General features: G+C 65.4%; 20 protein-coding genes. 7 read left to right on the top strand and 13 right to left on the bottom strand.

Going from position 1 to position 19,955, the window contains the following annotated elements; translation table 11 throughout:
- Nucleotides 1–38: 38 nt before the first annotated feature.
- Complete coding sequence (locus F7R11_RS04040) at nt 39–497, bottom strand: hypothetical protein (RefSeq protein WP_021196290.1); 459 nt, start codon at nt 495–497, stop codon at nt 39–41.
- Nucleotides 498–799: 302 nt separating this feature from the next.
- Nucleotides 800–1,072 (bottom strand): hypothetical protein, encoded by a 273-nt coding sequence (locus F7R11_RS04035; protein ID WP_031329795.1) that lies wholly within the window; start codon nt 1,070–1,072, stop codon nt 800–802.
- Between the two features lie 139 nt (nt 1,073–1,211).
- Here F7R11_RS04035 and F7R11_RS04030 point away from each other — a divergent pair, with 139 nt between their 5' ends.
- Nucleotides 1,212–1,694 (top strand): LysR substrate-binding domain-containing protein, encoded by a 483-nt coding sequence (locus F7R11_RS04030; RefSeq protein ID WP_231973144.1) that lies wholly within the window; start codon nt 1,212–1,214, stop codon nt 1,692–1,694.
- 55 nt (nt 1,695–1,749) lie between these two features.
- Here F7R11_RS04030 and F7R11_RS04025 read toward each other — a convergent pair whose 3' ends face one another.
- From F7R11_RS04025 to F7R11_RS04010, 4 genes are all read right to left on the bottom strand, one after another.
- Entirely contained in the window at nt 1,750–2,052 is a 303-nt protein-coding gene (locus F7R11_RS04025; protein WP_021196288.1) for a CBU_0592 family membrane protein, read from the bottom strand.
- A 63-nt stretch (nt 2,053–2,115) separates the two neighbouring features.
- Nucleotides 2,116–2,925: a TorF family putative porin gene (locus tag F7R11_RS04020; RefSeq protein ID WP_064801370.1), complete on the bottom strand. Its 810-nt coding sequence runs from the start codon at nt 2,923–2,925 to the stop codon at nt 2,116–2,118.
- Nucleotides 2,925–4,646 (bottom strand): choline dehydrogenase, encoded by a 1,722-nt coding sequence (betA, locus tag F7R11_RS04015; protein ID WP_064801368.1) that lies wholly within the window; start codon nt 4,644–4,646, stop codon nt 2,925–2,927. Before betA ends, F7R11_RS04020 begins: the two co-directional genes overlap by 1 nt.
- Before the next feature lie 16 nt (nt 4,647–4,662).
- On the bottom strand, nt 4,663–6,186 hold the full coding sequence (locus F7R11_RS04010; protein ID WP_064801366.1) for an aldehyde dehydrogenase family protein: 1,524 nt from the start codon (nt 6,184–6,186) through the stop codon (nt 4,663–4,665).
- A 268-nt stretch (nt 6,187–6,454) separates the two neighbouring features.
- Here F7R11_RS04010 and F7R11_RS04005 point away from each other — a divergent pair, with 268 nt between their 5' ends.
- The 3 genes from F7R11_RS04005 (at nt 6,455) to F7R11_RS03995 (ending at nt 9,486) form a co-directional block, all read left to right on the top strand.
- Nucleotides 6,455–7,900, top strand: a complete 1,446-nt coding sequence (locus F7R11_RS04005; protein WP_064801364.1) for a helix-turn-helix domain-containing protein — start codon at nt 6,455–6,457, stop codon at nt 7,898–7,900.
- A 198-nt stretch (nt 7,901–8,098) separates the two neighbouring features.
- Nucleotides 8,099–9,187, top strand: coding sequence for a DMT family transporter (locus F7R11_RS04000; RefSeq protein ID WP_021196283.1), 1,089 nt, complete (start codon nt 8,099–8,101; stop codon nt 9,185–9,187).
- Complete coding sequence (locus F7R11_RS03995; RefSeq protein WP_064801362.1) at nt 9,184–9,486, top strand: hypothetical protein; 303 nt, start codon at nt 9,184–9,186, stop codon at nt 9,484–9,486. The genes F7R11_RS04000 and F7R11_RS03995 overlap by 4 nt, the downstream gene beginning before the upstream one ends.
- Nucleotides 9,487–9,666: 180 nt before the next feature.
- Here the strand turns inward: F7R11_RS03995 and F7R11_RS03990 are convergent, their stop codons facing one another.
- The 7 genes from F7R11_RS03990 to F7R11_RS03960 all read right to left on the bottom strand — a co-directional run bounded on the left by F7R11_RS03990 (nt 9,667) and on the right by F7R11_RS03960 (nt 17,150).
- The gene (locus F7R11_RS03990) at nt 9,667–11,772 is read right to left on the bottom strand and encodes a phosphocholine-specific phospholipase C (protein WP_064801360.1); all 2,106 of its coding nucleotides are present in this window, start codon (nt 11,770–11,772) and stop codon (nt 9,667–9,669) included.
- Between the two features lie 71 nt (nt 11,773–11,843).
- Nucleotides 11,844–12,083 carry a hypothetical protein gene (locus F7R11_RS03985; RefSeq protein WP_151180503.1) on the bottom strand — a complete coding sequence of 80 codons (240 nt, stop codon included), beginning with the start codon at nt 12,081–12,083 and terminating at the stop codon, nt 11,844–11,846.
- Between the two features lie 131 nt (nt 12,084–12,214).
- On the bottom strand, nt 12,215–13,405 hold the full coding sequence (locus F7R11_RS03980) for a VanZ family protein (protein ID WP_021196279.1): 1,191 nt from the start codon (nt 13,403–13,405) through the stop codon (nt 12,215–12,217).
- 89 nt (nt 13,406–13,494) lie between these two features.
- Nucleotides 13,495–14,163, bottom strand: coding sequence for an ABC-type transport auxiliary lipoprotein family protein (locus F7R11_RS03975; RefSeq protein WP_064801358.1), 669 nt, complete (start codon nt 14,161–14,163; stop codon nt 13,495–13,497).
- 9 nt (nt 14,164–14,172) lie between these two features.
- Nucleotides 14,173–15,144, bottom strand: coding sequence for an MlaD family protein (locus F7R11_RS03970; RefSeq protein ID WP_021196277.1), 972 nt, complete (start codon nt 15,142–15,144; stop codon nt 14,173–14,175).
- Between the two features lie 9 nt (nt 15,145–15,153).
- Complete coding sequence (locus tag F7R11_RS03965) at nt 15,154–16,029, bottom strand: ABC transporter ATP-binding protein (RefSeq protein ID WP_021196276.1); 876 nt, start codon at nt 16,027–16,029, stop codon at nt 15,154–15,156.
- Nucleotides 16,026–17,150 carry an MlaE family ABC transporter permease gene (locus F7R11_RS03960; protein ID WP_021196275.1) on the bottom strand — a complete coding sequence of 375 codons (1,125 nt, stop codon included), beginning with the start codon at nt 17,148–17,150 and terminating at the stop codon, nt 16,026–16,028. The genes F7R11_RS03965 and F7R11_RS03960 overlap by 4 nt, the downstream gene beginning before the upstream one ends.
- A gap of 187 nt (nt 17,151–17,337) precedes the next feature.
- On the opposite strand from F7R11_RS03960, the gene F7R11_RS03955 reads away from it, so the two are divergent.
- The 3 genes from F7R11_RS03955 (at nt 17,338) to F7R11_RS03945 (ending at nt 19,954) form a co-directional block, all read left to right on the top strand.
- Entirely contained in the window at nt 17,338–18,222 is an 885-nt protein-coding gene (locus tag F7R11_RS03955) for a biotin--[acetyl-CoA-carboxylase] ligase (protein WP_064801356.1), read from the top strand.
- Nucleotides 18,219–19,085 carry a type III pantothenate kinase gene (locus F7R11_RS03950; protein ID WP_064801354.1) on the top strand — a complete coding sequence of 289 codons (867 nt, stop codon included), beginning with the start codon at nt 18,219–18,221 and terminating at the stop codon, nt 19,083–19,085. Before F7R11_RS03955 ends, F7R11_RS03950 begins: the two co-directional genes overlap by 4 nt.
- 92 nt (nt 19,086–19,177) lie before the next feature.
- Nucleotides 19,178–19,954 carry an SPOR domain-containing protein gene (locus F7R11_RS03945; protein ID WP_064801353.1) on the top strand — a complete coding sequence of 259 codons (777 nt, stop codon included), beginning with the start codon at nt 19,178–19,180 and terminating at the stop codon, nt 19,952–19,954.
- Nucleotide 19,955: the final 1 nt, after the last annotated feature.

Raw genomic sequence — 19,955 nt, 5'->3', positions numbered from 1 at the left:
GGTGAAACCCAAGGCCCTTTTGCTTTGGTGCAGTTCGATTAGACGTTCGAAGCAGCGTCCTTCGGATACGAAGCATCGCCATTCCACGACAAGTAACCATAGGTGTCGGCCTGGCGGTCAGCGCCTTGGGTGTACGGGTCGAACTTGGCAGCAGCGCCGTCCGTGTACGGATCAGCCTTGGCGATAGCGCCATCGGTGTACGGGTCGGCCTTACCGACGGCACCTTGGGTGTACGGGTCGAAGCGGTCACCCTTCCACGACAGGTAGCCGTAGGTATCGGCCCGGCGATCGGCGCCTTGCGTGTAGACGTCGTACTTGGCGGCGGCGCCCTGTGTGTAGGGGTCAGCCTTGGCGACAGCGCCTTGCGTGTAGGGATCAGCGCTTTGCACGGCAGCTGCGGCCGGTTGGGCCGACAGCAGTGCAGCAGAAGCGGACACAGTGGCCACCAGGGCCAGCAGGGTGTTGCGGGAGAAAGCGGTTGCGAGACGGGTGTTCATGATCGGCTCCTTTTATGTGCCTGGATGTTCGGTTGCGCTCAGTTCGTTGCGCTTGAGGTGAGAATAGATCGTTGCCCCCGAAGAATAAATGGCACTTCAAAGAAAAGACTGTTCTTCTATTATCAACAATACAGCACCGCAGCAAACATTGATGCAGAGGTGCTTGCATCACATTGCTCACAGCATCACGACAACTTGGTGCACAGAGCCGGCGTCGTCAGACCGCCGCGTGCAAAATGCCGCGCAAACAGAAAAGCCCTGGGTTTCACCTCCAGGGCCTTTTCTTTTTTCAAGCGACCGGATCAGGCACGCGCGTCAGAAGTCGTCGGATACGTCGTATCGCGGTTCCACGACAGGTAGCCATAAGTGTCGGCCTGGCGATCGGCACCATCGGTGTACGGGTCGACCTTGGCGGCGGCGCCATCCGTGTACGGATCGGCCTTGGCGACAGCACCTTGCGTGTACGGGTCGGCCTTCGTCTGTTCGGCGACGGCCGGTTGGGCCAGCAGTGCGGCAGAAGCGGACACGGCGGCCACTAGGGTCAAGAGGGTGTTGCGGGAGAGACGAGTGTTCATGGTCGGTTCCTTATGTGGCTGGATATTCGGTGGCGCTCAACGTGTTGCGCTTGAGATCAGAATAGATAGTTGCCACCACCGACAAAATAAGAAACGTCCTAAACGATAGTTCCAAAAGCAGCATCAATACGTCGATGTGGTGGACGAAGCCAATGACTCGGTGACCGGCATCGCGCCGCTGACCGACTCCTGCCTGATCGCGCCGGCATTGATGTCGTATCGGTTGGTGGTGTGTACCTCGCCCGCGTACCTGGCCACGCACGGTACGCCGCGGCATCCGAGCGAGCTGGCCGAGCACGAATACCTGGGCTTTGCGTACTGGGCGCCACCCACCGCGCTCGACTGGCAGTTCACCAATGCACATGGGCCGGAACATGCGGCGCGCGTGAAAAGCCGCTTCTCGATCGACAACGGCGCCGGACTGCGCATGGCGGCGCTTGAAGGGCTGGGCATCAGCCTGCAGCCGATGCTGAAATATCTTGCGAGCGGCAGGCTGGTCCTGCTGCTTGCCGATGATGAACTGCCGTCTCGGCCGATCCACCCGCTCTACTCGCCCGACCGGAGGCCGACGCCCAAGTTGCCCAGCTTCATCGATGCCGTGATCGCTGCATTCGGCAAATAGCGCGAGCGAAAAAAAACCGCGCTCGAAAGCGCGGTCTTGCCAAAACAACACGAACCTATTGCTGCGCTGGCTGCCCTGGGCGCGGCGCGCCAGGCGCTTCCGCCACCGGCCGCCCTGCCTGCTTGTTCCGCCACCAGCCCATCAGCGTCAACGCAAGCCAGAAGAATTGCGTCAGGAACGATGACAGGTTGAATGAACCCATCAGCGAAATCAGGATGCAGATCGGCCCGATCATGTTGAGCCGGACGGCAAATGCGCTGGTTGGCGATTTATGCAAGACCTGCACGCCGAAGTGCGCAGAAACATAAGCGGCGACGCCGACCAGACCGACAACGTCGGTAAAACCCAGGGAGGCCATGGTGTGTTGCTCTCAGAGCGAAGGTTGTGAGGAAAGGGTTGAAGGAAAGACGCCGCCTGCCGCTCAGTACGCTGCCGTCAGCTTGAGCACGACCGTGCGCCGGCCAAGCGTCATGCGGTCGGCGCCGTTACGCGCCGACACCTGGTTGGCATAGGCAGACGCGTCAGCACCAGTGAGGGCAGCGGACAGCGTCAGGAACTTGTTGATGGGCCGCGACAGCTCGACACGGTAGTCGGTAAAGCTGAATGCGCCGTGGTTACGCACGTGCTCATGGCCGATGTGCAGACCAAGCGTGAAATCGTTGGGCAGCGGCACAGCCCAGTTGGCCTCGGCATAGGTCGAGCCACGGCTGCCTTTGTCGATACCGTCGGCCAGCGAGTTGCCATCAAAGCCGAAGTAGTTCGACAACGATGTCCACAGCTTGACCGACACGCCGCGCCAACCGGTGCCAACCATCCACTCCGTGTAGCCGTAGCCGGTGGCCGGGCCGCCCGCAAAGGCCTTGTCATAGCGGGCACCCGGATACCAGTAGCGATACAGCCCGGTGGTCAGCTCGATGTCGTGCGCGACGGTGGTGGCGTAGCCCACGTAGGTGTCGATTTCCACATGGCCGCCGGCGATGACGTGGTCGCTGATCTGCGAGCCCCACGCGCCGATGTAGAAGCCATTCGGCATCGTGTAATCGACGCCCGCCTGCAGCGCGGGCTTGCCCCACGTCTGGCGCAGGCCGCGCGACACGTACTGGGAGACGACGGAGGCATTGGCCGACCAGCGCTTGTCGTCGCTGGCCGGTACGTCATCGGCGTGCGCGGGCAGCGCAGCAGCGCATGCCGCTGCCCCGCCCAGCATCGTCGCGACCTTGCGCCAGCGCATCAGGCCGTCACCAGTTCGCTGGCGACCAGCGATTTGGCGGGCGCCTGCAGCGGCGATTTGCCATGCACGTAGAACGCCGCATCCGAACGCGCCAGCGGTGCCACGCCACGAATACGATCGGCGATCTTCTCGGCCATCATGATCGTCGGCGCGTTCAGGTTGCCGGTGACGATGCGCGGCATGATTGATGCATCGACCACGCGCAGGCCTTCCAGCCCATGCACGCGGCCCTCGTTGTCGACCACGGCCATCGGGTCATCGGCCGAGCCCATCTTGCAAGTGCAGGACGGATGCAGCGCGGTCTCGGCATGGTCGCGCACGAAGGCGTCGATCTCGGCATCGGTCTGCACGCTCGGGCCGGGGCTGATTTCACGGCCGCGGTATTGGTCGAATGCGCGCTGCGCGATGATGTCGCGCGTAATGCGCACGCCGGCGCGAAATTCGCGCCAGTCCACGTCATGCGCCATGTAGTTGAACAGGATGCGCGGCTTGTCACGCGGGTCGCGCGAGGCAAGCTTCACGTAACCCGTGGACGGCGAACGCATCGACCCAACGTGGCACTGGAAGCCATGCATCTTCACCGGGTTGCTGCCGTCGTAATTCACCGCCAGCGGCAGGAAGTGGTACTGGATGTTCGGCCACTCGAAGCTGTCATCGCTGCGGATGAAGCCGCCTGCCTCGAAGTGGTTGCTGGCGCCGGGGCCGGTGCCGTTCATGTACCACTCCAGGCCGACCTTCGGCTTGTTGTACCAGAGCGTGGATTCGTAGATCGACACCGGGCGCAGGCACTCGTACTGGATGTACATCTCCAGGTGGTCCTGCAGGTTTTCACCCACACCCGGCAGGTGCGCGACAGAGTGGATGCCCATGGCGCGCAGTTCATCCGCATTGCCCACGCCCGAGCGTTGCAGCAACTGCGGCGAAGCGATGGCGCCGCTGGTGACGATCACCTCGCGGCGCGCACGCCACGTTTCGCGGTTGCCATCCATCAGCGCTTCGACGCCCACGGCACGCGTGCCCTCGAAGATCACGCGATCCGCCAGCACGCGCGGCAGCACCGTCAGCGTGGAACGCTTGCGCGCGGTATCCAGATAGCAGAGCGACGTACTGGCACGGCGGCCCTTGGCGGTCACGGTGCGGTCCATCGGCCCCAGACCTTCCTGGCGATAGCCGTTCAAGTCGTCCGTGGCTGGAATGCCAGCCTGCTCACCGGCTTCGATAAAGGCGTGGAACAGCAGGCTGTTGTCCTGCTTGGGCGTGGTGACCTGCAGCGGGCCAGCATCGCCGTGCCAATCGTTGGCGCCCTTGTCGTACGTTTCCGACTTGCGGAAGTACGGCAGGCAATCCGCGTACGTCCAATCGTCGAGTTGGAAGTCGCTCGCCCAGCGCTCGTAGTCCATCGCGTTGCCGCGGATGAAACACATGCCGTTGATGAGCGACGAGCCGCCCAGCCCCTTGCCGCGGCCCTGCGCCATACGGCGGTTGTTCATGTGCGGCTCGGGCTCGGTTTCGTAGGCCCAGTTGTACGTCGTGCCCTGCAGCGGATAGGCCAGCGCAGCCGGCATCTGCGTGCGGAAATCCCAGCGGTGGTCGGGGCCGCCCGCTTCGAGCAGCAGCACGGTCACGTCCGGGTCTTCGGTCAGGCGCGCGGCCAGCACGCAGCCGGCCGAACCTGCGCCCACGATGATGTAGTCGTATTCCTGTACGGTATTTGTCGTCAAAACAAGCCCTCCCTGGTTACGCAGCGTCCGTGCCAAACCAGCCCATCGGGGCCGGTGCGAGGTTGATGTAGCTGTGCTTGAGTTCGGTGTACTCGTCCAGGCCACCGCGGCCGAGTTCACGGCCAATGCCGCTGGCCTTGTAGCCGCCCCACGGTGCCTCTGGGAAGTACGGGTGATAGTCGTTCGCCCACACCGTGCCGAAGCGCAGTGCGCGCGAAACGCGGTTGGCGCGGTCCAGATCGCGCGTCCACACAGCGCCGGCTAGGCCGAACGGCGTGTTATTGGCACGGCGCACGGCCTCTTCTTCGGTAGAGAAGCGCTCAATGGTCAGTGCCGGGCCAAAGATCTCTTCAGTGGCGATCTTCATGTTGTCGTTCACGTTGGTGAGCACGGTCGGCTCCAGCCAGAAGCCACGCTCGAACTGCGTGCCTTCCGGCGCCTTGCCGCCACAGCGCAGCACTGCGCCCTCGGCCACACCGGCTTGCACCATGTTGACGATCTTCTGGCGCTGGAAGGCCGATTGCACCGGGCCCATCTGCGTGCCGTCTTCAAAGCCGTTGCCGATGCGGATGCGCTTGACGCGCTCGACCAGCGCTTCGACAAAGCGATCATGAATGCCGTCTTGCAACATCAGGCGCGAGCCGGCCGAGCACACCTGGCCGGCGTGGAAGAACGCAGCGTTGACGGCGTGATCGACAGCGGCATCGAAGTCCGCATCGTCAAAGATGATGTTCGGGTTCTTGCCGCCCAGCTCCAGGCCGATTTTCTTGAAGTTGCCGATGGCGGCATTCATGACCGCCGCACCGGCCACTGCACCACCCGTGAACGAGACCAAATCCACGTCCAGGTTGCGCGACAGTTCGGCACCGGCTTCACCGGCACCCGTGATCAGGTTGAACACGCCCGCCGGCACACCCACTTCAATCAGCAGCTCGGTAAAGCGATGCGTGGTCAGCGGCGTCAGGTTGCTCGGCTTGATGACGATGGTGTTGCCCGCACCCAGTGCGGGGGCGATCTTCCACGCGGCTTGCAGCAGCGGGTAGTTCCACGGCGTGATGAGGCCGCACACGCCCACCGGCTCGCGCAGCGTACGGCTGATGACATGCGACGGGGCTTCGTTGACGAGGCCCGACTCGGTGGCGACCAGGCCAGCAAAGTAGCGGAACGTGGCGGCAATGCCGTCCATGTCCCAGCGGCTTTCAATGATGGTCTTGCCGGTGTTCAGCGATTCGAGCGTGGCGAGGTTTTCCGCATCGGCGTCGATCGCGTCGGCAATGCGGTTGAGCAGGCGGGCACGCTCGCGCGTGCCGGTGTTGCGCCACGGGCCTTCGTCAAAGGCGCGGCGAGCGGCGGCGATGGCGCGCTGTGCGTCGGCCACGGACGCGTCGGCGGCCTGCGTCAGGACGTTTTCGTTGGCAGGATCGACGATGTCGCGGTACACGCCGCCTTCGGGCTGCACCCACTGGCCGTCGATATACAGATCAAGACGGGGTGCCAGCGTGGCGGAACGAAAATCGGTGGAAAGAGAAGCTTGCGTCATATCCAGTAGCCCTGTTGATGGCTGGCGCACACAGAAGACGGCGCCCGAAATGCCGACACCGTAGCGCCTGAACAGGCGGGATTCGGTGCGGCGACCCAGAAATTCACTGTTGGTGTTTTTATTTACCTTTAGAGAATTATGGACTAGTCTAGGAAAAATTAGTTGCCTCAGGCCAATCGTTAAGACCTAACAATCAGGCAATTGGATAGTTTTTCGCTATTTTCGAGGCGTTATACTGTCGCGAATCACTCTCAGTAAATCCCGCTCCATGACCGCTGCTTCACTCCCGTCGTCTGACGGCCCGCTCGATGACGACAGCTTTGCCGGCCGCCTCAAAGGCGTGCTGACGCGCGGCCGCATCCAGCTCAAGCAGGTGGCGGCGGCGCTGGGGGTGTCGCCCTCGGCGGTGCATAAGTGGACGCGCGGCGGCGAGATCGAATACGCCAACCTGCTGGCGCTGGCGCGCTTCCTGAACGTGAACTGGCTGTGGCTGCGCTACGGTGACCGCGCGCTGGCCGACCTGGAAGCCAACCTGAGCACCGACACCCGCGCCCGTGAAGGCCGCCAGAAGCACCTGGCCGCCATCATGGAAAGCGAGGCGCGCATGACCTTCGCGCAGGAGATTTCCGGTGTGGTCACGTGGGAGTGGAATCTGCTGACGGATGCGGTGGCGTATTCACCGAATGCCGCGCGGCTGTTCGGCCGGCCGATCCGTACGCTGGACGATTTCTGGCACTGCGTCGCCCCCGAAGACGCACCGGGTGTGCAGGCCGCCATCGCGCAGAACCTGGCCGAGGGCGGTGTCTACGCCCATGAATTCCGCATCAACCCGGCGCCGGATACGGTGCGCTGGATCGTCTCGCGCGCCACACTCGTGCGCGATGCGCAGGACCGCCCGGTCAAGATGATCGGCCTCAGCCTGGACATTACCGAGCGCCGCACGGCCGAGGCCGCGCTGCGCGATTCGGAAGCGCTGCTCGCCAAGGCGCAGCAGATCGCCCGCTTGGGAAGCTGGGTCTGGGAGCCCGGCAGCGACGCCTGCCGCTGGACCGACGAGGCGTACCGCATCTTCGGTTGGGTACCGCAAGCCACGCCGGTGACGATGGCGCGCTACCTGGATGCCATCGTTCCCGCCGATCGCGCCCGTGTGCAGGCCGTGCTGGACCAGGCCGTGACCACACGCCAGCCGTATCGCGTGGAATACACCATCGCCCTGCCCGACGGCACGCGCCGTCATATCCACGAGGAAGGCGAGGCGCAGGACCCGACGGCTGCCACACCCACCATGATCGGCGCCGCGCAGGACGTGACCGCCGAAGTGGAAGCGCAGGCCGCCTTCCGCGACAGCGAAGCCAAGCTGCGCACGCTGTTCGAGCAAGTACCGGTCGGCATCGCGCAAGTCAGCCTGGAGGGCCGCTGCCTGCGCGCAAACCCGTGGCTGTGCAAGCTGCTGGGGCAGCCCGAGGCCGCGCTGCAGCAGCGCACGCTGCTCGATCTCACGCATCGAGATGACCTTGCGCGCCACCTGCGCCAATACGGCGAGCTGCTCGCCGGCACGGTGCCAACCTATGCGCTCTCGCTGCAACTGGTACGCGGCGATGGCTCGGCCGTACCGGTGCGCGTGACCACGTCACTGGCGCGCGATCCGGCCACTGAGGCGCCGTTGCACCTCATCACCGTGGTGGACTTGGTGCCTGAGGCAGGTGCTTCCTAACGCACCACCGTCACTTGACGTTGCATACGTCAACTTCTGACAAACCCGTCAATCGTTGCGACTGATTTTCCGGCATGCCTGGAGGGCCGGCTTAGACTCACTCAGAAATACCTTCAGTTAATTTTTGCACCTCCAGTAACTTACGCGCCGCCCGCATGATGCATCGCGGGCACGGCGCACAGAACAAGGAGACCGGTTTTGGCTTCATCCTCCGCCGCCCGCGCGGCACATCATCGACGTACGCTGCAGTGGGGCTACCGCTGGGCGCTATGGGCCGCGATTCTGTGGGGCGCCTGGTACGTGCCGGGCACGGCCGTCTGGCATGAATCGCCATTCGGTGCGCTGGACCTCTCCGATCCGCGCGTCTTCCTGACCTGCGCGGCCGTCATCACGGCATTCCACAGCTGCATGGTGGTGCTGTTCCAGTGGGTGTGGCTCGGCACGCTAGGCAAGCTGGGCGACTACTTCCGCACCATCGGCCAGTTCCGCAAGATCTCGCGCTGGTACTTCATTGCCGCCGTGGCCGGCGGACTGATGGCCAACTTCGGCTCGTACCTGGCGATGGGCTACGTGGGCGCGGTGTTTGCGGCAGTGGCCGGCCTCCTCTACCCCGTGGTGGGCGCGACGGTGGCCAAGCTTTGGTACAACGAGCGCATCAGCGCGCGGGCGGCGGTGGGCATCGCCATCATCATCCTGGGCGGCGTGGCGATCTATGCGCCGGCGCTGATGGCCGAATCGCACAGCGGCGGCAACCAGTGGATCGGCTACCTGGGCGGCGCCATGGCCGCCATCGGTTGGGGGCTGGAAGGCGCGATCGTCGGCCGCGCGATGGACGTGACCGACCCCGACTGCGGTGTCTCCATCCGCTACACCGCCGAGGCCATCTACTGGGTCGTCCTCATCCTGCCGGCCATCGCGCTATTCGCACATGTGCCAGTGCCCGTCACAACCATCGTCTCCGGCATCGTGCACAGCAAGGCGCTGCTGTGGCTGGCGGTGGGCGGGCTCACCTTCTCGTTCTGCGCGGTGGCCTGGTACAAGTCTTTCCCGCTGATCGGCGTGGGGCGCGGGCAGGCGCTGGGGGCGTTCTACGCGATGTTCGCCACGATCTTCACCGCTGTCTTCACGCTGCAGTTTCCGGAGTGGTACTTCCTGATCGGGCTGGCGCTGGTGATCTTCGGCGGCTTCGTGATGGTGTCGGAAAGCTCGGAAAACCTCGAAGTGATCCGCGGCACGGCACCTGCCATTCCCACCACAACAACAGCAACCACGGAGACACACGCATGAAGCTGCACATGAAGGGCTACATCCTGCAATTGCTGGCCGACGGCGACGGCCTGTGGGACAGCGACATCGCCCATCGCACCTGCGTTGAATACGGCAAACCCGAAGACGAGTACTGGACGGGCAGCATCCGCGCGATCCTGGCCGACCTGTACTCCGGCGGCCTGGTGCAAACGCCCGAAGACTCGCTGGACGAAGCCACCGGCAAGGTGCACTTCCGCTATGTCATCACCGAGTTTGGCCGCCAGCGCATGGCGGACACCGGCCTGATCGAAGTCGAACCGAAGGAGACCACGCAATGAACTACTGGGGCTATCCGTTTGCCGACGTGCTGGCGATCGCGATGATCGTCGGGTTGAGTGCGCTGGCGCTGTATCAGGCACGCACGTATACGAAGCAGCTCTGACGCTGCGCATCCTATCGATGCAAGCAAAACGGCCCGCTGACTTGATTGCCAGCGGGCCGTTTCGTTTGGGTACTGCTTATGCGCCGAGTGCCGGGTCCGACACGCTCGGGCGATCCGTCTCTACGTGGCCGGCCAGGCGGCGCTGGAAGCCGGCGTCGGTGCTGGCCGTAATGGTCAGGTCGTACCAGGCGTGCTGACCACGCAGGTCCAGGTACACCGAGGCATCATCCCCACCACGCACTTCACGCTGCACGCTCTCCCCCGTGTAGGCGCTCTTGATCGTGAAAGTCGTGTGCGCGCGGCCGTGGTTGATCAGGCGCAGCTCCAGGTTGCCGTTGGCCACGTCGTAGCCTTCCTTCACTTCCAGCGCGCGGCGGCCTTGCGGATGCAGCAGGCCCGACAGCGTGAGCTTGCCGGCAAAGCGGCGCAGGAAGCCATTCGGGCCGTGCACCGTGAAGTCGTATGCACCGCCGGCACCCACCGGCAGTTTGTCCGACAGGCGCTTGCCGGCCTCCACCGTGTAGGTGCGCGGCGCATCCACGCTGCCGGCGGTGTAGACGAGGAAGGCCGCGCCCACGTCGCCCGTGTTGACGAAGTCGAGCTGGAACTTGGCAGCGGCCTCGTCGTGGCGGCCGCGCACGAACAGCTCATACGGCAGCGCACGCGCCGGACGCACGCCGCGCTCTTGCTTGGGCACGGCTTGCAGCAGCGGCGGCAGCGGGATGTAGTCCGGATGGCGTGCATGGTCCTTCGGCACGTAGGCCGCGGTGCTCGGCAGCGCCGGCACCACCTCGTTGGGCGTGGCGAAGTTGAACGCCGACGTCAGATCGCCGCACACCGCACGGCGCCACTTCGAGATGTTCGGCGACTTGACGTTGTGCGTGCGCTTAAAGCGCTGCTCGATGAAGCGAATGATTGAGGTGTGGTCGAACGTTTCCGAGCAGACGAAGCCGCCCTTGGACCACGGCGACACCACCAGCATCGGCACACGCACGCCCAGGCCGTAGCTGCCCGCGCCGTACTTGGCGTTGCCCGGGAAATACTCGCCCGTGGTGTCGACGGTGGACAAACCATTGCTGCCCGACGATGCGAACGGCGGCACGAGGTGGTCGAAGAAACCGTCATTCTCGTCGTAGGTGATGAACACGGCGGTCTTGCTCCACACCTCGGGGTTGGAGGTGAGGATCTGCAGGACTTGGTCGATGTACCACGCACCGTAGTTGGCCGGCCAGTTCGGATGCTCGGAGAAGGCCTCTGGTGCGGCAATCCACGACACCTGCGGCAACGTGCCGTTCTGCACGTCGCGCTTGAGGATGTCGAAGTAGCCGTCGCCGGCGGATGCGTTGGTGCCGGTGCGCGCCTTGTCGTACAGCGGGGTGCCCGGCTGCGCGTTCTGGTACTGGTGGAAGTACAGCAGCGAGTTGTCGCCGTAGTTGCCGATGTAGGCGTCGCTCGTCCAGCCCCACGAGCCGGCGGCATTCAGGCCGGTGCCGATGTCCTGGTAGATCTTCCACGAGATGCCGGCGGCTTCGAGCACTTCCGGATAGGTGGACCAACCGTAGCCGGCTTCCGCGTTGTCGATCACCGGGCCGCCGCCGACGTTGTCGTTGCCGACATAGCCCGTCCACATGTAGTAGCGGTTCGGGTCGGTCGAGGTGGGCGTGGAGCAGTGGTAGGCGTCGCAGATGGTGAAGGCGTCGGCCAGCGCGTAGTGGAACGGAATGTCCTGGCGCGTGAGATACGCCATCGTGGTGGTGCCCTTGTGCGGGACCCAGCCGTCGTAGCGGCCGCCGTTGACGGCAGCATGCGTGTCATTCCAGCCGTGCGGCAGGTCTTGCAGGAATTGCAGGCCCAGATCGGGCGCGCTCGGGCGGAACGGCAGCACTTCACCCACACCACCAGCGACCGGTTGGTGCCACACGCTCTTGCCGGTCGGTAGCGTGATCGTGCGCGTATCGCCATACCCGCGCACGCCCTTGAGCGTGCCGAAGTAGTGGTCGAACGAGCGGTTTTCCTGCATGAGGATCACGATGTGCTGCACGTCCTCGATATTGCGGTGCGCGTTATGGGCGGGAATCGCCAGCGCCTGGCGAATACCTTCGGGCACCGCACCCATGGCTGCGGATGCAGCAGCCAATTGGGCGGCGGAACGGAGAAAACCACGGCGGCTCTTGGAGGTCATGTTCTCTACCTGTTGTCTGTGTTGGGGGGTTGGGGGGAACAACACGGGGCAGCGCCTGACTGATCGGGGCGTCAGTCGACGGTATGCATGACGGGTGGAACCAGGCCGTCGCGCGCAGCGGTGGGCAACGCGGCGGCCTGCGGGGAAGACGGGGAAGACGAGATCGACGGGGAAACCTGGGATGGCGCCCGCACGACGGCAGGCACGTGCGGATCAGCGGCATCGCAGCCAGCCAACGCAAAAGCGAATGCCACCGCAGTCAGCAACACTGGGCGGAAGAGGCGTCGACTGGCAGCACGGCTTGCAGACACGGATGACCTCCTGATGACTCGGGCGGTCTGTCCATGCAGCGCGCGCCTGTCACTCAACAGGCGCTAAGGTAGAAAGGAATCGTGTCGGCCACGTGACGGCGGCGCACGCCATCACACAAGCGGATGCGGGGTCAGTCTTGGGGCCGGTTGGCACGCCGCTCCAGCTGGGTCTGCTCGGCCCGCCAGGCAAGGTAGCCGAGGCCGAGGAACGGCCACAGCCAGCCGATCCATTGCGACAGACTATTGAAATGGACGAAGCGCCCAAGCCGCCAGCTTTGCGCCGACACCCACGAGTACGGGCTCGGCGGCAACACGTTGGACAGCAGGATCAACGCCATCAGCAGCGTCATCGCCAGCGCGCCGCGCAGCCAGCGCGGCAGGCGCACCAGCAGCACCAGCACCAGCGAGCCCACCACCAGCCCGAAACGCGCGCCGGATGAGAGCCAATCCCACGCGCCGGCCAACGGAAACTGCAGCAGTGTCGCCCCGGCCTTCAACAGCAGCGCGCTCGCCAGCAACGCCGCCAGCAGGCGCAGCAGCGGCGCACCCCGGCGCATGGCCACGGTGGCCAGCAGCCCGGTGCCGATCCAGCTGCAGGCGGTAATGAGCGCCTCCAGCAATTCCTGGCGCTGCAGGGCCTCGGGGTGTGCCTGCAGCCGGTCATGCCAGTCGAACAGTTCCGGAAACCAGCTGTTGATGACGCTGGTGAGGAAAGCGTCCGGCGACGGATCCAGCACGATGCTACGGATCACCCCGCCCATGCTGAAGAGAAATTCCTGCGGAAAAATTTGCGCGAACGGCCACAGCAACAGCAGCAGGATCGCAAAGGTGGCATGCGGCTCGAACCAGTGGCGGCGCAGGCGGCGCAGCCCGCCCCGGTCGATCAGCCGCGCCGAGAACGGCAGCATGACAATCGCCCCCAGCAGCGCACCCAGCGTATTGGTCGCCAGATCCACATTGGACGACACGCGCGTCGGCAGATACGTCTGGATGGCCTCCATCGCGCCCGAGAGCAGCAATCCGGCCCCCAGCGCGATCAGCACCGCGCGCCAGCCAGTGATGCGTGGATGCAGCGCCAGCACCGTCAGCATGCCCAGCGGCATGTAGCCCCACACGTTGGTGACCACGTCGAAGACGGTGTTGTAGCGCGGCAGCGGCGCGGTCAGGTACGCAAACGGCGAGACCCCGGTGTCCGTCCATCCCGCAAATGGATACAGGCTCGCGTAGACCACCAGGAAGACGAAACAGGCCAGCCCGGCGCGTGCGAGCGGCGAGTGGCGATGCGGGGTAGGCGTGGAAGGTTGTGTGTGGAGGTCCGGCACCGGCGGGAGCTGCAGTCAAACTGGGGCGCAATGCCCATGATACCGTCCGACGCCGCCGGACGCGGACGGTTCCCTCTTCCGGTGGAAGGTCAGTGTGCGCGCACGGCCGGTTGCGATGCCGCCGTGGGCGTGTGGGCAGCCAGCGGGAGCGCTGCCACCCAGTCGAGCACCTCGCCGATGGCACGATCGGATGCCTGCGTGAGCGCCGCCACGCCGCCGGCCGCATCGGCGCTCGGGGCGGGTGCGTCGGCCTGCACCACGCGCTGGTCGACCACCTCACGCGACTTGAACACCGTCGCCCGCAGGCGTACCACCCCCCGGCTCGCACCCGGCTGGTCAAACACTTGCGAAAAGTCGACCAGTTCGACACGCAGCATCGGCACCTCCTGCCCGGCATAGCCGACCACCTGGCCGCGCGCGGCGGCGGCGTTGCGCAGGCGGGCATCGAACAGGTTCACCGGCGATTCCACCCAGCGGCTGTTGGCATACGCGTCGGTACGCTGGCTTTGTGCGTAGGCGAGGCGGTAGTAGATGGCAATGCCATCCATCCAGCTCGGGCCGGCCACCTCGGCCACGCGCAGCGCGGTGGGCAGGCGCGCGCCACTGGCGGCCGTTGGCGCGAGACCGAAATCGTAGAGCGCAGCCGGCGCAACCGGTGCGCTGGAGCACGCAGCCAGCGCCGTCACGAGCAACAGCGGGGCGGACAGCGCAAGCGCGCGGCTGAGTGTGGGACACAAGACAGCAGACAACATCGACATGGATTCTCCTCAGGGCTGGCGGGCAGCGGGCGCCGTGAAACCGGTCTCACCGGGGCCGGGCGATCCGGGCGCGGGACCAAACAGCACGCTTTGCGGCCGGGCGTTGAAGCTCGTCACGGCGTTGTCGAAACCGCGCACGGCCTGACGGGCCTCACGCGCAAAGCCGTTGAGCTGCGGCAGCGTCTCGTACGTCAGTACATTGGCGGCCGATTGCATCGACTGGGTGGCGGTGGCCAGGTCCGAGCCCGCGCCGGAAATCGTCGTCAGCAGCGGGCCCTTGGGATCAGACAGCGTTTGCGACAGCTTGCGCGTGGACGTGATCGTCGCGTCCAGGTTGTCGGCAATCTGCGGCAACTTGCGCAGGGTCGGCTCGGCCTGTTTCGCAAGCGTGCTGTAGGCGTCCATGGTCGTCTGGAACGACTGCATCGTGTTGGTGAGCTGCTGGCGGTGCTCGTCGTCAAACATGATCGACAGCGAGTTCAGCGTCTGATCCAGCTTGGAGAGCATCTGGTCGCCGCGCTTGTCCAGTTCATCCAGGAAGCCCGCTTCCATGCGGATGCGGGCCGGTTCCTTGGCCGAGGTGGCGAGGTGCTCCGGATTGGGTGCGCGCTTGCCGCTGCCGTTACCCTGATCGAATCCGCGATCGTCCAACTGCACGTAGGCAAGGCCGGTCACGCCCTGGTACGCCAGCCGGCCATAGGTGGTGGTGGTGATGGGCGCATCCTTGTCCACCAGCACACGCACCACGATCTGCCCCGGCACCTTGTCGTCAAAGCGGATGCTGTCGACCTTGCCGACATCCAGGCCGCGGTACTTCACGGCGGCCTGCGGGTTCAGCCCGTTGACCGTCGAGCGGGTGACCACGTCGTACGGCACGCGCACGGTCTGGTCGCGGTTGAACCACGTCACGGCGAGCGCAACAAAGATCACCAGCCCGATCGTGAACAGCCCGGCCAGAAATGCGTGGGCTTTGTTTTCCATCAATCCTCCCTACTCGTCCTGCAGCGAAAGCGAGGCGGCGGCCACCGCTTCCGTCATCTCAGGGCCCAATGCCATCAGGGCCCGCTTGCCCCGCTCACCCAGGAAGTACTCCTTGATGAACGGATGGTCGATCTGAATGATCTGCTCCACCGGCTTGGCCGCCACCACCTTGCGGTCGGCCAGCACGGCAATGCGGTCGGACAGCGCCACCAGCGTGTCCAGGTCGTGCGTCACCATCACCACGGTCAGGCCCAGTTCCTGGCGCAGCTCGCGGATGAGGGCAACGTAGTCATCAGAAGCGCGCGGGTCCAGGCCGGCGGTGGGCTCGTCCAGAAAGACGAGTTCCGGCTCCAGCGACAACGCCCGCGCCAGTGCCACGCGCTTGATCATGCCGCCGGACAGGTCCGACGGCATCTTGTCGGCGTCGGTGGATTTGAGCCCCACCATCTGCAGCTTGAGCATCGCCACCCGCACAATGAAGGCATCGGGCAGCGTACGCAACTCGCGCATCGGCAATGCTACGTTGTCGATCACCGACAGCGCCGAAAACAGCGCGCCATGCTGGAACTGCATGCCCCAGCGATTGCGCATCGACTGCAGATCGTTGCCGATCTGGCAGGTCAGCTCCTCGCCAAAGATGTGGATGGTGCCCGAGGTGGGCTTCTCCAGCCCAACCACCTGGCGCAGCAGCGTGGTCTTGCCACTGCCCGAACCGCCCACGATGGAGAGCACCTCGCCGCGAAAAACATCCAGGTCGATGTTGTCGAGCACCGTTGTGTTGCCGTAGCGCTTGGTGACGCCGCGCACCTCGATCACGCGTTCGCGCGCCGGCGTGAGGGGCGGCGCGACCGGGTGTTCCAACTGGGGATGGCGTGGCCGCGTCATATGCCGACGTCCTTGAAGAGGATGGCGAACACCGCGTCCGCCAGGATCACGATGGTGATCGACACCACCACCGAGGTGGTCGTGCCCTCGCCCAGACTCTGCGTGTTGGGCTGGATGCGTAAACCAAAGTGGCACGCCACCAGCGCAATCAGCATGCCGAATACCACGCCCTTGCCGATGCCAAGCCACAGGTTGGCCACCGGCACCGCATCGGGCAGCGAGGTAATGAAATAGGTCGGACTGATGTCGAGCTGGAACTTGGCCGCCAGGATGCCGCCGCCCAGCGCCAGCAAGTCGGTCCACGCCACCAGCAGCGGCATGGCAATCGCCAGCGCAATCACCTTGGGCAGGATCAGCCGGAAACCGTGCGAGATGCCCATCACGCGCATCGCATCGAGCTCTTCGGTCACCCGCATCACGCCGATCTGCGCGGTGATGGCCGAGCCTGAGCGCCCCGCCACCAGGATGGCTGCCAGCACCGGCCCCAGCTCGCGGATGATGGACATCCCCAAAATGTTGACGATGAAGATGCTGGCCCCGAACACGCGTAACTGATTGGCCGACAGGTAGCTCAGCACAATGCCGATCAGGAAGCCGACCAGTGCCGTGATACCGAGCGCCCTGTAGCCGGTGCTGTAGACATTGGCGGAAATCTCGCGCCAGGGGCCGAGGTGCGGCGCGCGCAGGAACCGCCCGAAATCGAACATCAACTGGCCGACCATGGCGATGCCGTCGCGGGCATGGTCGAAGAAATCGAACATGCCGTTGCCGAGGATCGCCACCGGGTTGATGCGCGGCGCCAGGCGTTTCTTCCAGCCACCCGGGTCGAGCTTGGCGACGCGGTCGATCATGCGGCGCTGGTCGGGGCGGGCATCGAGGTGTTCGGGCCACGCGTTGCCCCAGGCGCGCCAGAGCAATTGCGCGCCGAAGTGATCGATGCGACCAACTTCGGTCAGGCACCACGCGTTGGCGTTGTCCAGCCCGGCGCGAATCTGCTGGCGCGCGCTGCGCACGCCAGCCCGCTCGGCCAGCGCAAGCGTGGTCCAGTCGCCGGAGAGGAAGGCGACGGATTTCCCGTCGACAACGCGAACCTCAAGCTGGGGCGTACGGCAGGTGATCAAACGGGGTCTCCGGGGGTCGGGTGATGCCGGGTGATGCTGAGTATCGGTCGAATTGTAGCCAACACGCCGCCCGACACTGTCACACTGTGGGATTGATGCGCCGCTTAGTGCAAGCGCCGAGCCCCGGTTTGGAGGCCCCGCTCGTACAATGCGCCCATTCCCTGCGCGAATCTGATTGCCCTTTTTCATGTCTCTTGCCGAACCCTCCGCGCGCTGGCGCCTCACGCGCGAACGCATCCAGCCCAGCGGCCCGGCTGCCGATTGGCCGGTCGAGGTGGTCGAGGCCACCGGCTCCACCAACGCCGACCTGATGGTGGCCGTGCGCAACACCGCTTGGCCTGCCAAGGCCGCTGGCCCAGGCCAGGCGCCGCTGCTGTCCGCCCGTGTGCTGGCCGCCCAGCGCCAGACCGCCGGACGCGGCCGCCAGGGCCGCCCGTGGGATGGCGATCACGGGCTGACCTTCTCCATCGCCTGCGCCTTTGCCGGTGAACCGGCGCTGCTCGGCGGCCTGAGTCTGGCGGTGGGTGTGGCCGTTGCGGATGCCGTGGCAACCTACGCCGAAACCCATGGCGGCAGCGCACAGGCCCTGGCACTCAAATGGCCGAACGACGTGCAGATCGCCGGGCGCAAGCTGGCCGGCATCCTGGTCGAGACCGTGCGCACCGCGCCCGGACAGACCTGGGCCGTGATCGGCATCGGCCTGAATCTGGAGCGCCCGCACGTGCTGGAAAGTACGCTGGGCCGTGAGCTGTCGGGCGTGGAAGAACTGGTGGATGCGCCGGAACCGAACGGGGTATTTTCCGCACTGCTCACTGCGCTGGGGGAACACCTGCAGCGCTTTGGTGCGCAGGGCCTCGCGCCTTTCGTTGCGCCATTTGCCGCACGCGACGCGTTTGCCGGCGAGCGCGTGCGCCTGTGGCAGGACGGCACCGTCGTGCTCGAAGGCGTGGCCCACGGTATTGATGCACGAGGTCGACTGGCGATCGAATCGGGCGGCCGCGTGCAGTGGATCCACAGCGGCGAGGTCTCGCTGCGCGGCGCAAAAGATGCGCAACTGCAGGAGCGGCCATGACAGGCCTGAAGGCTCCGCACTCGGCGCCCGCGCGGCCGCTGCTGCTGGTTGACGCCGGCAACACGCGCATCAAGTGGGCATGGATTGCCAGCGATGTCGATGCCCTGCCCGTGGAGCCCGGTGATGCGCCGTGGCAGCACGCTGGTGCCCGTTCACACGATCAGCTTGCAGAACTTGTTGAAGACTGGCGCGATTGCCATGCGTTGGGGGTCGCACCGCCCGAGGTGTGGATCAGCGCGGTGGCGGGCCCCGCGCTGCGCGACGCACTCACCGCACGCATCGCCCGCGTGTTCGACGGCGCGCGCGTGCGCATTGCCACATCGGAAGCCGAGACCGCCGGCCTGCGCAATGGTTATCGCGAACCCACGCAGCTCGGCACCGACCGCTGGGTGGGCGCGGTGGGCGCGCGCAGCCTGTGGCCCGACACCGCCCTGCTGCTGGTGACAGCCGGCACCGCCACCACGCTCGACATCGTCTCGCCCGAAGGCCTGTTTGCCGGCGGCCTGATCCTGCCCGGTATCACGCTGATGATGCGCGCGCTCTCGCGCAACACGGCGCAGTTGCCCGAAGTGGATATCAGCACCCTCAGCGCGCGCGATGCCGTTGCGCCGCCGTGGGCCGACAACACGCAGGACGCCATCGCCCTGGGCTGCGTCACGGCCCAGGCTGGCGCCATCGCGCAGACGTGGCAGACGCTGCAATCGCAATACCCCGGTCCGGCACGCTGCGTGCTGAGCGGCGGTGCGCGCTCGGCACTCGCTCCGCATCTGCGCATGCCGTTCCAGATGCACGATAATCTCGTGCTGCTTGGCCTGCAGGTACTGGCGCGCGCGAACCGGGAAGGGGCGGCGACGCTGGCATAAAAGGCCCAGCCCACCGTTTTCGTATTACCGTTGTTGCTGTCGCCGTGTTCCTGCATTCTGAGCCACCGTCCGAATCCCTCTCCGTCCGCACCATGACGCTTCGCCTCGCCCTGCTGCTCTTGCTGCTCGTCAACGGCGTGTTGCTGGCGGCCAATACCGGCGTGTTCGGGCCGAACGTGCCCTCGGCCTGGTTCGAAAGCGACCGAGAGCCGGAGCGCATGCAGCGCCAGATCCGCACCGAAGGAATCCGCATTCTTGAACCTGCGCCCGCCGCCGGCACCGCCGCGCCCCAGACTGCGCCTGCGTCGTCGCCCGCAGCATCCGGCGCATCGGCTGACACCAAGGCCAGTGCGGAACACACGGCGCTTGCCGCAGACACGGCGGGCAGTTGCACCGAACTCGGCGGCCTGACCGACGCGCAGGCTGCAAAGGGCCTCGATCAGCTCAAGCAAGTGGTTGGCGTACAGGTCGAACGCATCACGCGCCAGGAAGACAACCGCTGGTGGGTCCACATGCCCGCCCGCGACACGCGTGACGAGGCCGAGCGCAAGGTGGCCGAACTCAAGCGCCGCAACGTGGCTGACTCGGCCATCGTGCAGGAAGGGAATACGTTTGTGGTGTCGCTGGGCCTGTTCCGCGACAAGGAACGCGCACAACAGCGTCTGGATGAGCTGCGCGCCAAGGACGTACGCACCGCCGTGGTCACGCAAACGCGCCGGCTCGGCGCGCAGACCGCGCTGCGGGTGACCGCCACCGCTGATGCGGCCTCGGGCGTTGCAGCGCAACTCGCTACCCTCAAGAAGACACTCGGCGCCGATGAACTGCGCGCCTGTACCGCCTCTGCGGCAAACGTCACCGCATCGCGCTAAA

Source organism: Ralstonia insidiosa, from assembly GCF_008801405.1.
Classification (GTDB): Bacteria; Pseudomonadota; Gammaproteobacteria; order Burkholderiales; family Burkholderiaceae; genus Ralstonia; species Ralstonia insidiosa.
This window is presented reverse-complemented; position numbering and strand designations above follow the sequence as displayed.